This is a genomic window from Shewanella oneidensis MR-1 (assembly GCF_000146165.2).
GTDB classification, from domain to species: domain Bacteria; phylum Pseudomonadota; class Gammaproteobacteria; order Enterobacterales; family Shewanellaceae; genus Shewanella; species Shewanella oneidensis.
In genome coordinates this window covers 3,291,799-3,305,354 of the sequence record NC_004347.2, presented here as the reverse complement: position 1 = coordinate 3,305,354, position 13,556 = coordinate 3,291,799, and the positions used below count along the sequence as shown (strand labels likewise).

Genomic DNA, 13,556 nt, shown 5'->3' with positions numbered 1-13,556 from the left:
CTAGAATGCCGCAAAGCGACGACTGCATGGGGGTCAGATGCAAGAGGTAGATTGCTTTAATTTGCAAGAGTGCAGGCGCTGTTATTGAGCGTTCCGTCAACCGTCTACGTTTGTAGCAACTTTGTCGAGTTTCTGCATTTTTGGTCATTTGGGTTTGTAAACATTTCATCAGAAGAAAATATTTATGTCATTAATGAACATCATCAATACTTCGGCTTCAAGTCAATCCCGTAACCGCTCGCATACACTCGAAAAATTGTGGCAAGACTACGAAAAAAAACAATTAAGAAATAAACGCTATCGAACAAAATTAGAGGTTTTTTATCACGAGTTTACCTCTCAATTACTTGAAAAAGAGCAGGCCATATGTGATGCCTCAGCCCAATGGGTGCGTCATTTATTGACTTTTGTGCCGCGTAAATCCATCAAAGGTCGCCAACGTGAGGCGTTGCTAGAATGGATTGAAGAAGAATTAAGCATTCTTGAATCTAATCCGTTTAATCCTATCAATACTCACGAAATACGCGATAGCTTCACTAGCCTGCTCATAGCTTATCAAGCAACGTTGCCTGAGCAAGACATTTATCAGCACGAGCTTGATGCTGTTCGTGAAGAGTTAGAATCTATGTTTGGCTTTGAGTTGGATATAGACGATGCGCAGTTGTCTGAACTTATTGATGAACCGGTGAAGTTCCACGCATTTTTTGAGCAAATATTGGCTGAGCAGCACAATAAGGCTTTTGATGACGGCGACGCTGACAATGCGTTTGAGCAAGATGAGACTGAGTATGGTGCCGACGATGATGATTTTTTCTTTGAATCGACTCAACCAGAGCAAGCGTTAAGCCTTGAGTTATTTAGCGATAAAACCATGAGCAAATTGTATCGACAATTGGCGAATCAATTTCATCCTGATAAAGAGCCTGAACCAGCTAAAAAGGCGCTGAAAAAAGAGTTGATGCAGCAACTATCTCAAGCCAAGAAAAGCAAGGATGCTGTCGCCTTGCTGATGTTGGCCCTTGAATATCTGCCAGAGTATAAGCTTGAGGCCGATGCAGATCTAATTAAACGTATTGAGGCTGCGTTGCAGGTTAAAATTGGTTTGTTAAATCGAGATTATCAATCAATGCAGAATGGCAATGATATTAAAAGTATGATTTGGCAACGTTTTGGGAGTGGTTCAAAAGCGTCACGTGCTAAGGAGTTAGCACAATATGGAGATGATCTCACGATTGAAACTGAAGAGTTACTCGAAAAAGTCAGTAAGATAAAAACAGTACAAGCGGTACAAAAGGAATTGAACCAACGTAGCCGACGGGGGAGTTTAAACGACATTTTTGATCTGGCTATGTTTAATAACGAAACTTTTGATGAATTTTGGCAATACAAATAGCGCAAAGATGATGCTTCGTAACGGCTAGGACGGCCTTCGGCCGCAAGCACGCTCGCAAGCTCGCTCTAGAACGCCACTACGTCGCTTTAGACTCTGGCAGCGAAGCGATCTAGCTTCTACGAATGCCGCTTTACGGCTACGGAATGTGCGAGCGTTTCGTAATCCGTCAGCGATATGTTCGGCTTTTCGAAGCCCACCCTATTTTTTGTTGTATACTTGCTGGCTTTTTTGCTTTCTGGCCTTTGTTTGCAGAGATAGGTGATATGCGAATTCTTGTTACGGGTGGTGCGGGTTTTATTGGATCGGCTTTGGTCCGTATGTTGATTGAGCAAACGGAGTCAGTGGTGCTCAACTTCGATAAGCTGACCTATGCGAGCCATCCTGAATCTCTGGCGGGTGTTGCTGATAATGAGCGCTATCATTTTGTGCAGGCAGATATTTGCGATAGGGCAAGGTTAGAGCAGGTGTTGCAGCAATTCCAACCCGATCTTATGATGCATTTAGCGGCCGAAAGCCATGTGGACCGTTCAATAGATGGGCCCGCGGAGTTTATTCAAACCAATATCGTGGGAACTTACACATTGCTCGAGGCATGCCGTAGTTATTATCAAACTTTAGGGCAAGCACAACAGCGCCGTTTTCGATTGCACCATATTTCCACCGATGAGGTTTTTGGTTCTCTGACAGAAACTGGATTGTTTAGCGAAACCTCTGCTTATGATCCGAGCTCGCCTTATTCAGCAAGTAAAGCTTCAGCGGATCATTTGGTTCGTGCTTGGCATCGAACTTATGCTTTACCAATAGTTATTACCAACTGCTCCAATAACTATGGCCCTTTTCAATACCCTGAAAAGCTCATTCCCTTAATGGTCTCCAATGCGTTGCAGAGTAAACCGTTACCAATTTATGGTAATGGTCAGCAAGTTCGCGATTGGTTGTATGTGGATGATCACGTTAAGGCGCTCTATTTAGTCGCGACTCAAGGCCAGCTTGGACAAACCTATAATATTGGTGGCTCCTGCGAGCAAACTAATTTGACGGTTGTGCGGCACATTTGCTCCTTATTAGAGGAGTTAGTGCCTACTCATCCGCAATCCCTTGCAATGGGTAATGCGGGTTTTGCTGATTTAATTCAGTATGTTGTTGACCGGCCTGGCCATGATGTTCGCTATGCAATTGATGCCAGTAAAATTCAACGTGAATTAGGTTGGCGACCACAAGAATCTTTTGAGTCAGGCCTCAGAAAAACGGTCGAGTGGATCATTAATCAACAATATCCTAAAACGAGCGACTAGTACTCGCGCAAGCGCACCCTAGAACAGCACTATGTAGCTCTAGAATCTAGGTACGCCGCAAGCAGCTACAGAATGTCACTACGTGACTTACGGATAACGGAACGGGCTTCGCTCTCACGTTAAGCGAAGCGTTCTGTGAGTGAGCTTGCGAACGTTCCGTCAACCTTCAACGTTTCTTGTTCTGTCAACATCTTCACTCTGCTTTTATCACATCAATAAATTGCTCAAAATCCTCAAGATGATGCTGTACAACATGCACAACGATATCGAGGTTGAGTTCTTGGTAGTCATGTACTGCGATGTTTCGCAGGCCGACCATTTTCTTTAAGTTATCCGAGAGTGGCTGAGTAATAAGGTTATTTTGTGCGAGTAATGTAAAGCTATCACGGCTACTTTGGGGGATGCCTAGTTGTTGTTGGCGGTTAATATGATTGGCTATGTCGATACAGGCTTCGCAGCAGCGTTGTAAATTGAGGATAACGCTATCTTGCAAGGTGAAGTCTTGTTTGAACTGGCTGCCATCACCATAGACTTGTTGGATGCGCTTTATACAGCGTTTGATGGTGGCTATTTTATTGATAATAATGTCATTCAAAGTGACTCCCCCCTATGAGCTTTGGCTGCGGTGTTGGCCATTACATCATCAATAATTGCCTGTCTTTCGGCTTGTAGATGTTGGTACATTGAGATGGTCTTTACGGCAAAAAGTTCATCATCTTGTTGTGTTCCCCAAAGTTGCTTCCCTTGAGTGACTACCTGTTGGCATAACACGGTGGATGCTGAGCGTAAATCAACCAGATCAACATCTGAGTCCAACGCCGAAGCGAGTTTTTGGGCAAGTTCCCAGCGTGCAATATTGTCTAAAGTGTCAGCGGCGAGTACCGCGATATCGATATCGCTGTTGCGGTGTTGTGTTCCCTGCGAATAAGAGCCAAACAGGTAGATTAATTGCAACTTTGGGATGTTGTCTCGCAGTAACTTTATGATTTTATTTTCATTTAGTTGTTGCATAGGTCCATTGCACGATTTGATGAATACGGGATGAGTATATAGCATATTAAGGCGGAGCCAAAAGGACGGACACAGGTTTTGAAGACGCCACTGTGTGGCTCTAATCTAGAACTTTTTAGTGCATTCTATAACGATACGCAGTACCTGACATTGTTTATGGTATAGTAGGGACGGGTTTTCTATATGTGTGTGCTTAAGTATTGGTAGTTCAGCGTCTGAAGAGGTTGCATCGGAAGTTTCAACTTCTTCTAATCGCTGCATTTCTGACGGCTGCGCTTTTAAATTCTGGCCTCGTAGGCATTGCACCATATCATAACGCTTAAGTTGAATAATTTGGCCTTGGTAAACTAAGTTCAGCGGTTCAAGGCACAATAACCACTGTTGCAACTCGTTATTGTGTACATTTGGTGTTTGATGAGCATCGTCAATATGGCTGGTTTCACTAGACTCAGGGTTTAACGAGCCATTCAACTCAAGCCGCTCAATATACGCGCGGTACTTGCCGCGTTTAGTCATTACATTAAAGTCGATAATTTGCTTATCTAAGAGTTTGCTTTCGATCTGAGTCTCGCCGCTAAAACAAAATGCCGGCTCATTGGGGCGAAGGATTAATTGATTTGGCTCAGCCAAATCATCAGACATCATCTTAAGTTTTACGCCTGCACCTTCTAATATACACAGCTGCCTATCTATGCCGGGAAATGGTGAGAAGGGGCCATCGCTCGAAATGGTGGCAATGCTAATCCTATAATCAAAGTTAGTTAGGTCAGCATCCTTTGGCGATATTAACAGTTGTTTAGTGCTGCCGCCGCCATTTTTCCATAAGCTCGATTCGCATTCTTGATAGCGGATAATCTGGATATTGGCGCTCATGTGTTGGTTGCTCTTTTCATTTTGAGGATAGCCGATGCGCGAAGCTAGGACGCTGATAAGCTTGCTCTAGAATCTAGAATCGCAGTATTCTAGCATCTACGGACGCCAATTTGCGGCTACGGAACGTCACTGCGTGACTCTCTGTTTACGGAATGGACTTTGCCCTGATGATAAGCGAATCATATTTCTTTTACCATTATCTGTAAGCGGAGCGTTCGGTGAGTGGGCTTGCGAACGTTCCGTGTTCTAACAGCAAAGTGTTCAGCTTCTCTCTGTCACGTGGGCTTTCTCTTCTACATGCCTTTCTTTTTCAAGATATAATGCTCAGCTAGTCCGCCAGTAATTCTGTTGCCTTCTGTATCAAGCATCAATAGCTGGTTTTCACCGACGAGATATTTGCTGCCATCGGATAAGGTGATTTTTGAGCCGTTACTATCCCAGTCAAATTTTCCTGCCACCTTGAAGATACTTTCATCTTTACCCAAATAAATGCTTTTTAATTCAAAGCTGTTATCTGCCTGTAGTGTTAGCGTGGTTTGAATACCTTCGCAGCTCGCACAGGGTAAAACACCTTCATACACGCCAGGCCAATCGAGAGCATTTTGACTGGTATCACCAAGGGGGATGGTTGTTTGAGTTTCTGCATTTGCTGTGGCGCCTTGGCTTGGTGCATTTTGGGGATCGTTACAAGCGGTAGTCAAGATTGCCACCAAGGCGATAGTAAAGAGTGGACGTTTCATGTTCATCTCAAACCTCTGATTTATTAACCTTAGGGATAATACCCGCCATCATCGCTGGCTCCAAACTTATTTATCCTGTTGCGAGCTGTTTAGTCATCCCCCTAGTCAGTTTGCAGATTGTATCTATACTAAAGACTATTACTTCAGGCTATTACTTAAGAATGTGTTGCTAAGGTAATTGTCTGATCCCAAAGCTTGGCGGGGAATAGCATCGTTATGACGCGCATGTTAGATAGGATTTTATTTGATGTAAGTCGTTCATCCATTATTGATGGTGGCGATTTAATTGAAACATCACAACTGATAGTTGCTTCTGTGTGCCAAGGCTTAAAAATCAGCCGTGCCGGTATTTGGTTATGGGCTGACGATCATCAAAGTATGTGTTGCTTTTACCTGCTTGATAATATGCAAAGACAGGAAGCTTTTATCTTAACGCGTGAGCAATATCCCCATTATTTCAGCTTATTAGATAATGAAAGGGCGATAGTGGCTAATCAGGCCCAAACCGATCGTGCGACCCATGAGTTTGTAAAGACTTACTTAGTGCCTCATGGCATTACCTCGATGTTAGATAGCCCCATACGTCATCGCGGCATGATGGTGGGCATTATCTGTTCTGAACATCAAGGAGATCCGAGGGAATGGACTCGCGATGAAAAAGCCTTTGCCTCTGCATTGGCTGATTTATTTGGTCGAGCAATGAGTGCAAAGGAAATTTTAGATTATCAGCAGCAATTAAAAGCCATTAATGCGGACTTGGAGGCGCAAGTTGAATTAAGAACCCAAGAACTGGAAACCGCATTATCGGATTTACGTTCGACACAACATCATTTGATTGAGAATGAGAAAATGGCGGCGTTAGGAAGTTTAGTGGCTGGGGTGGCCCATGAGGTCAACACGCCTTTGGGGATTGCCGTAACGTCAGTAACCCATTGCTTAGATGAAGTCGCCTTGTTAAAAGCTGCATTTGAACAAAATGAACTAGATGAAGATAAATTCTTAACCTTTATTAATACCATGCAAGATGGTTTAGGACTGATAGAGCGAAATTTGACGCGGGCAGCGGAGTTAGTCCATAACTTTAAGCGCACGGCGGCGGATCAATCGGTTCTTGAGCGTGAACGATTTAATTTAAAGGCTTATCTTTTCCAGATTTTTAGTTCATTAAGGCCATTAATGCGTAAAAAGAATATCGCATTGACCGTCGAGCTTGATGAGCAGATTTTTATCGAGTCTTACCCAGGCGCGATTGCGCAAATTTTTACCAATCTGGTTGCCAATAGCTTTCGGCATGGTTTTCCTGAGCATTTTACGGGTGATAAAAAAATCACTATCCGAGTCGAAAAACAAGGCTCGAACATTTGCATGCAATATCAAGATAATGGTGTTGGCATGACAGATGAGGTCAAAATTAAAGCCTTTGAACCTTTTTTTACCACTGCACGTAAAGATGGCGGCACAGGCCTAGGGATGTCGATTATTTATAATCTGGTGACTCAAAAGCTCCATGGCAGCATTCTGCTGACTTCCCAGCCTAATCAAGGCGTAACAATCGATATACAACTTCCGGAGCAATAAACCAGAATTTAGAAAGCTCGCAAGCTTGCTCTAGCACCTAGAAGTCGCATAGCGACATTCTGCTTTTTCTCGTAAGCCATTGGCCGCGCTGCGCTTAGCTTGCATTTATATGCTACAATCTGCGCCTTGATTCAATTCACAAATCCTCGATATATCAATGATAAAAGGCATTTTGAATGCTGGATTTGATGGTTGGTAAGGTCATTTATTGCCGCTATTGAGAAACTACAGGGCTTGAAAGTGAATTTCTCTGAGGAAGTGGTATTCCATTGTGGTTGGATTAATGCCCCGCAGTTTTCTGTCTTAGCTCAACCTTTACTCAAAATTGGTTATGGTGAGTATCTTTTAGGCTTATTAAATAAACAGGTGTTTAATGAAGTGCATTGAAACCGAGCTGGCTGAAGTACTTATCTTTGAACCTAAGGTATTTGGCGATGAGCGTGGTTTTTTTATGGAAACCTTTCGGCAAGCGTATTTTACTGAGTGCTTGCTGAGTCGCGGATTTGAAGCCCCTGCGTTAGTACAAGATAACTACAGTCGCTCGCAGCAGCATGTGTTGCGTGGATTGCATTATCAACTCCGGCATCCGCAGGGCAAATTGGTCCGCGTATGTGCCGGCAGTATTTTTGATGTTGCCGTCGATATTCGGCCGCAATCTGCGACCTATGGAAAATGGGTTGGCAGGATTCTTTCTGCTGATAACCATTTACAAATGTGGATCCCGCCAGGATTTGCCCATGGGTTTTATGTGTTGAGTGAATACGCTGATGTGCTGTATCGCTGCAGCGATTATTATGCGCCGAATGATGAATATGTGTTGCCTTGGAATAGTGTGCAGTTTGCAATTGACTGGCCGCTGTTAAATGAAACACCCATTCTTTCCGCAAGGGATGCAAACGCCGTTAGCGCCTAAACGCTAACGGCGGCATTGGTTATTTTACTGACTTAGTTTGAGTGCTGAGACGAGTGAACCAAGGTGAGCGAGCATCAGTATTATCAAAGAGATAATATTTACGGCCGACCATTTGGCCACCATCGCGGGTGAGTGGCATCCAACTGATCGTCGCTCGGCTATGGGTTGATTTTACGGTCATTAAATCAAATGGGATAGAGATGTAGAAGCCCTTGGTAAAGCTGCCTTCACCATATTCCTCCGCAGAAAGGTTAGTCTTAGTCGCAAAGGCGCCAACAATTACGCCGCTATCGAATTGTTTGGAGAAATCAACTGTTACACCTTTATCTTCAGTCAAATATTGGCCTGCACTTACCCTTAATAAAGTATTGGGGAACCAGTCGGGTTGATAGTAGAAAGTCGCATTACCTGTGACTGTACCTGTCTGTACTCTGTAGTTGCTGTTTGTAATTGGATCATATTGATGCTCATCTTCAAAGAAGCCAAACACGCTATCGGGATCGCGCTGCTTAACATAATTCACATCAATACCAAAAGCCCATTGGCTATTAAGTGGTCGGTAGAGGAACTCTGTCCCCACACCGCCATACATCATTTCTAGATAGCCACCATAGGCTTGGTAGGAGATATTATCGGTTAAATTATCCATCCAAGTTAGTTGTAGGCTATTCACCCTTACTGGATTTTCATGAACATATTGACGGATAAGTGTACGAACACGTTTTAAGTCTGTTCCATCGGGTGGCACATCGTATAAAAACTTATCGTAGTTATCGTAAAGATTCAGATAAAGGGAACCTGAAAAATCAAAATTATCGGTAAAGCGATAATTTGCACTGCCTGTCACCCCAATGTTGAACATATAAAAACCTTCGGAACCACCAAAGGATTGGGCCATGGTCGGCGAAACATCAAAACTAAGCTTATCCAGCCAATCCTTATCAGTACTATTGACCAGTTGTCCCTGAGGTAAGCTGGGAACTCTTACAACACTGGCGTCAGTTATTTTGGCATTGAGATAACTATAGCTTGCAATTTGGGCAAACTTTTGTGTATCGATTAGAGTTTCGGTTATCGGCTGGTTATAACGGGTTTCAATTAGCCGATACTCTTTGATATGAGTTGCATCAGTGTTATTAGCAAGGATAGTGGCTGCTCTTTGATGCGCTTCATTTCTATCGCGGAATGTCGTTTGTTCACCTACTACGGTAATGCTGTCATGAGCCAGATAAATTTTGGCGTTTGCATAACCTGCGATAGTTTGTAAGTCATGAGTGACCTTGTTCCAATCTACTTGGGTATTCGTAACAGCCTGATTGGATGCGTTTACAGGTTCTAGATTTGCTACTTCTGCATTTTGAACTTCTGATTTATGCGTTTCGGAAGTATCAGCACTAACAGTCACTTGTGCGACTGTTGGTATGTTTACCGGCGTGGAGGATTCTGTTTGTGTAGGTGTTAATGGCGCAGCTGGAAGCGGCTTATATTTAGTGGCAGCAGGATCGGTTTTAATCTGCGATAGGGTATTAAAATTGGTTTGCAGACTAAAGCCGAGCGTCCAAGTATTACCACGCTCATAACTTAAATGCAGATCGCCCCAATCACCAAACCGATAGAGCAGTCCGTAGTTAAATTTACTGTCCTGTGGCATAGTGCTTTCGCCACGAATAACAGGGTAGTCGGATTGATAGTCGTTACCGTCATATTCGACTTTCAAGCGTAACGGTTCCCAAGGGGTTTGATATTCAACGCCGCCAAAGAGGGCGGCGCAGCCCTTAAACCAGCGCTGGTAATCAACGGTGCCACCCGAACCACCAAAAGAGGTATCTCTGTCACAGTTGTAATTAAGATCTTTTTTATCCGAGGTAAGATTACCGCTATTGCCAATATAACCCCAGCCAATGCCGAGGGTAAAATCCAGTGGGCCAACTCGTTTCGTCGCGGCAATAAATTCGCCATCAAATAAACCTGTGCCGCCAAAGTCCCGTACCCCAATGGAGGTTTCGGGTAGCCAATTGCTTTCTTCGAGTAGACGAACCTTAAAATCAATGCCTTTGTCTGTGTATTTAGAGTTACCGCTAAAGCTTGGGTCATCGCTATAAAGCAAATCTTGTACTTGGGTATAGCGAATGGTGGTCTCAAACCACGGAAATAACTGTACCGAAGCACTAAAGTGCTGATAGTCATCGTTATAAGTGGTGGCAAAGTTAAATTCACCTTCGGGCGCCATACGGCCCGTTGGCATTTGCATGAGACCAACGCCACCGAAATCTGACTGTGAAGGTAAGAGTGTGGGATAAGAAAATTCATCGGCGTTAACATGTAATAAAGGTAGCAATGCTAATGACAGCGCAGATAAACGCCCGAATGCATGCAAAGTGGGAGTTGACTTTTTCATTACAGAGCCCGATTTTTGAGTAATTCAATAATATTGTTATTTAATTCGGTATGGTCATCAAACAGTGCCGTAAACTCCACAAAGAGTATTGCACCAGGGGCGATATCTTGAGCTTGATGATTCCAATAGGCGATAGGCTGTTTTATCGCATTGCCATCGGGTTGAATAATCCACACAAAGCTATTTTCGGCATTATCGAGTAAACCCGCTTGGTTTATGTAATCTTTACTGCTTGCCTGGGATAGCCATGTTTGCTCACCCGTTTGCGCGACTGCGCCAACGACTGAAACTGTAGTAGGTCGAGGCGGTAGCACCAGTAAAAAATCACCATCAATAACCGGATTATAAGCATCGGTAATCCGAATTAAATCGAGGTCTAATGGCTGGTTAACTCGCTGGCCTAGTTTGATGTTACGTAAAAATTGGGCAAATTTTGCAAGTTTAGCAATATATTGACTATTATCGACCTGCTCTCCCATGTCAGCTAATTGTTGCAATACTTGCTGGCGAGTGACTTCTAACACAGCGGTATTTTTTGTATCTAATAGGGCTGCTCCTAGCCAATAAATTGAAACCGCCTCATTTTTTATCGTTTGATTATAAAAAGGAAGCTGGGTTAACCCATCCTGGACCGCTTGCCCTACTCGAATCGCAGTCGGATAGGTAATTTGTAGCTGCGGCGTGTTAGACGCTGAGGTACTGACAGAAAGCTGGGTATTGGCTTCTACGGTGGGCAAAAACAGTGAACCTACTAGCAGTGCCAATGGGGTAAAATAAGATCTCATAATGGCTCCACTAAGCAGCAAAAGGCTTAAGTAAGGTGATATCAATAAATGGCAGATTAGGCGCAATTTTTTGATGACTCTTAATAACACTGCCAGTTTGTGGATCTAGCCAAAACTCATTTTGGTATTGAATATTGAGAGCATCCACAGAGACGCTTTCACTAAAATGCAAAGCTTGTGTGGGAGTGCCATTAATTAGAATATTGTCGTCGCTAATCAGTTTAAACTCTGATTTTACTTTGTAACTATAATGATAACCGGGTTGCCAATCGAGCATTCGAGTCCACGTTTTTGGGGTGGAGCTTAAGTGCAATCCTAATAACAGTGGATCTGGCTCATCACTTTCTACTGCCGCTAAATTACCTGTGAGCAGATTATGGGTTTTGACTAGGCGGCCGTTAACTGTCACTAACATGCCTTTATCTGCTGATAACCATTTAAGCTCGAGTTCTTCGGGCGAGTTTTTTACTGAAGATAGGCTGATTTTAGGCTCTGCAAAGGCTAATACCACAAATGCCTGGGCCGTATCTTCAATTTTTACATAGATACTCGCATAAGGATTAGCTGATACTTGCTCAGGTGAGAGCACTATATCTTCATTCCCCCAAAAGGCGAGTTTAACCGTATCGTTTAATGCGCTTATGCGTTGGCTACAGCCCGAAAGGCTCAGACATACTGCCGAAGCAGCGATAAAGGGAAAAAGTCTTTTATATATACGCATCCGAGTTGCTTATTCTCAATAATGGTAGATAACCAATGTAGATATATGTCGAAGTGATTTCAAGCTAGATTGAGCAGGCTTTCACTCGTAAAAAGCTCAAAAAAAACAACCGCCCATAAGGCGGTCATTTAGATGTACTCACTAACAGATTACTTAGTGCCAGTAGTTGTGCCAGTACCTGTACCAGTCGCTGCTGGGCTACCATCAGAACTGTTAGCCGCTACTAAAACACCAGCAGCAACTGCACCAGCGCCGATAGCACCAGCAACGATACCACCAGTTGCGCCACCCGCACCCGCACCACCAGTAGTTGTACCTGTTGTGTTAGCGTTAGCAGCAACTGAACCTAACATTGACATAGCAGCGATAAGTGCTAATGAAGTTTTTTTCATCGTGATTCCCTTTTAGAAAAAATTAACCTAATTTTTAGCTAATCTAGTACAGCATGATAGGTGATTCAACTTAAATGATCAATGTTAAATCTATTCCGCCATTCAGACTTTAGACTGATTTACAGTTTAGCTGCTACTGAATAATCCTTAATTTTGAATGAGTTTCGCACATCTTGGTTAAGGAATTATGTCATCGGTTATTTTATAGCATGGCAAGACTCAGGCATCAATTTGATTTTAGTAAGCCTTTTTATTGTGAGCCATCGCATTAGGTTAAATTGAAAAATGCTTTTAGCTCATTCAGTTGTGCCATGCCGTCTTTATAACCTAAATCGATCAGTGCACTGGTGTAGGACTTTTCAAACAAGAGATAAGACACAATACTGGAGTCAGACTGCCTATCGATACCCAAAAATCCCAGTAAGGTTTTAATTGCCCAAGGCATATCATCATAGAAGCGAGCGGCAATTTTGCTTAAATCTTCACTGGGTTTTATCACTAAGGTTTTTATCGGATGCAATGCTAATTGAGCTCGGCTTGCTTCAGGGATAAGGGAAAGCGTGTGATTTATTCGCTCCAAGCGTTCTAAGTCACTATTTAGGGTATCGGAAAAAATCGTATCCAGCAGATGGCCCGCAATCGTGGCCGTTTTGGGATGAAATTCTAACTCCATCGGATAATGCTTATGGGGACTATCCAAATTTATCACTAATAACTTAGTGGCGCCTAAGTGAATAGGGCTTGAGAGTGGCGCAAGCTGGTGGACTGAACCATCGCCATAGTAGGCTTGATTAAGTTTAATGGATGGAAATACCATGGGGATGGCTGAGCTTGCTAATAAGTGCTCGGTATTTAACATGCGCCGTTCGCCACTGCGTCTGGCGCGAGTCCAGTTTTCAATATCTCTTGCTGCTTGAAAAAACGTCACCGAGCGTGAATTGTTATAACAGGATGTATCTACACTGAGAGCGGTTAATGCTCCGTTGCGGATATTGCGATCAATTCTTTTAAAATCAATAAGCTCATTCAATAAATGCCGTAAAGGCTCATTATCGAGCAGGCTGCCAGCGTCGGTATTGACCTTATCATCCTGTAGACCTTTTAGTGCCATTTTTGATAGGTGCTTTAACACGCCAGGAAGGGAAGCTCGGTAAACTTTTCTGGTTTCAAAATGGCGCCATACCCACTCGAGCTTTTTGACTCCCAAATGAAAACATGACGCATGGGTGGCAATTGACGTGCCATTAATCGCGCCTGCTGAGGTACCACAAATGATTTTAAAGGGGATGCCATGGTTGCGCGGATAAAGCTGGACTAGTGCTTTAAGCACTCCCACTTGATAGGCGGCTCGTGCGCCACCGCCACCGAGGACTAAAGCTGTTGATGTTGGCAATCTTCAGACTCTTGAATTGTTATTATGAGTTTATTAAAGCAATCACTACTCTAAAAAAGCAAGT

Annotated in this window: 14 protein-coding genes; 5 read left to right on the top strand and 9 right to left on the bottom strand. The window is 43.4% G+C overall.

Features of this window, described 5'->3' with window-relative positions; all coding sequences use genetic code 11:
• Positions 1–184 precede the first annotated feature (184 nt).
• Both SO_RS14765 and rfbB read left to right on the top strand, forming a co-directional pair.
• A complete protein-coding gene (locus SO_RS14765) occupies positions 185–1,393 on the top strand; it encodes a molecular chaperone DnaJ (protein WP_011073055.1) in 1,209 nt (402 codons plus the stop codon).
• Positions 1,394–1,656: 263 nt separating this feature from the next.
• Positions 1,657–2,688 carry a dTDP-glucose 4,6-dehydratase gene (rfbB, locus tag SO_RS14760; RefSeq protein ID WP_011073054.1) on the top strand — a complete coding sequence of 344 codons (1,032 nt, stop codon included), beginning with the start codon at positions 1,657–1,659 and terminating at the stop codon, positions 2,686–2,688.
• A gap of 193 nt (positions 2,689–2,881) precedes the next feature.
• Here the strand turns inward: rfbB and SO_RS14755 are convergent, their stop codons facing one another.
• The 4 genes from SO_RS14755 to SO_RS14740 all read right to left on the bottom strand — a co-directional run bounded on the left by SO_RS14755 (position 2,882) and on the right by SO_RS14740 (position 5,312).
• Positions 2,882–3,283: a type II toxin-antitoxin system toxin gene (locus SO_RS14755; protein ID WP_011073053.1), complete on the bottom strand. Its 402-nt coding sequence runs from the start codon at positions 3,281–3,283 to the stop codon at positions 2,882–2,884.
• A complete protein-coding gene (locus SO_RS14750; protein WP_011073052.1) occupies positions 3,280–3,699 on the bottom strand; it encodes a type II toxin-antitoxin system antitoxin in 420 nt (139 codons plus the stop codon). Before SO_RS14750 ends, SO_RS14755 begins: the two co-directional genes overlap by 4 nt.
• Before the next feature lie 105 nt (positions 3,700–3,804).
• Positions 3,805–4,572, bottom strand: a complete 768-nt coding sequence (locus SO_RS14745) for a HutD/Ves family protein (protein ID WP_011073051.1) — start codon at positions 4,570–4,572, stop codon at positions 3,805–3,807.
• A 293-nt stretch (positions 4,573–4,865) separates the two neighbouring features.
• Positions 4,866–5,312 (bottom strand): copper resistance protein NlpE, encoded by a 447-nt coding sequence (locus SO_RS14740; RefSeq protein WP_164925739.1) that lies wholly within the window; start codon positions 5,310–5,312, stop codon positions 4,866–4,868.
• 216 nt (positions 5,313–5,528) lie between these two features.
• Here SO_RS14740 and SO_RS14735 point away from each other — a divergent pair, with 216 nt between their 5' ends.
• The 3 genes from SO_RS14735 (at position 5,529) to rfbC (ending at position 7,803) form a co-directional block, all read left to right on the top strand.
• Positions 5,529–6,890, top strand: a complete 1,362-nt coding sequence (locus tag SO_RS14735; protein ID WP_011073049.1) for a sensor histidine kinase — start codon at positions 5,529–5,531, stop codon at positions 6,888–6,890.
• Between the two features lie 192 nt (positions 6,891–7,082).
• Positions 7,083–7,277, top strand: coding sequence for a hypothetical protein (locus SO_RS14730; RefSeq protein ID WP_238560489.1), 195 nt, complete (start codon positions 7,083–7,085; stop codon positions 7,275–7,277).
• Positions 7,264–7,803 (top strand): dTDP-4-dehydrorhamnose 3,5-epimerase, encoded by a 540-nt coding sequence (gene rfbC / locus SO_RS14725; RefSeq protein ID WP_011073048.1) that lies wholly within the window; start codon positions 7,264–7,266, stop codon positions 7,801–7,803. Before SO_RS14730 ends, rfbC begins: the two co-directional genes overlap by 14 nt.
• Positions 7,804–7,822: 19 nt before the next feature.
• Here the strand turns inward: rfbC and SO_RS14720 are convergent, their stop codons facing one another.
• The 5 genes from SO_RS14720 to SO_RS14700 all read right to left on the bottom strand — a co-directional run bounded on the left by SO_RS14720 (position 7,823) and on the right by SO_RS14700 (position 13,492).
• Positions 7,823–10,201 carry a YjbH domain-containing protein gene (locus SO_RS14720; RefSeq protein WP_011073047.1) on the bottom strand — a complete coding sequence of 793 codons (2,379 nt, stop codon included), beginning with the start codon at positions 10,199–10,201 and terminating at the stop codon, positions 7,823–7,825.
• Positions 10,201–10,986: a capsule biosynthesis GfcC family protein gene (locus SO_RS14715; protein ID WP_011073046.1), complete on the bottom strand. Its 786-nt coding sequence runs from the start codon at positions 10,984–10,986 to the stop codon at positions 10,201–10,203. Before SO_RS14715 ends, SO_RS14720 begins: the two co-directional genes overlap by 1 nt.
• A 10-nt stretch (positions 10,987–10,996) precedes the next feature.
• The gene (locus tag SO_RS14710) at positions 10,997–11,707 is read right to left on the bottom strand and encodes a YjbF family lipoprotein (RefSeq protein ID WP_011073045.1); all 711 of its coding nucleotides are present in this window, start codon (positions 11,705–11,707) and stop codon (positions 10,997–10,999) included.
• Positions 11,708–11,856: 149 nt separating this feature from the next.
• Positions 11,857–12,099 (bottom strand): hypothetical protein, encoded by a 243-nt coding sequence (locus tag SO_RS14705; protein WP_011073044.1) that lies wholly within the window; start codon positions 12,097–12,099, stop codon positions 11,857–11,859.
• Between the two features lie 268 nt (positions 12,100–12,367).
• Complete coding sequence (locus tag SO_RS14700; RefSeq protein WP_011073043.1) at positions 12,368–13,492, bottom strand: patatin-like phospholipase family protein; 1,125 nt, start codon at positions 13,490–13,492, stop codon at positions 12,368–12,370.
• Between the last annotated feature and the right edge of the window lie 64 nt (positions 13,493–13,556).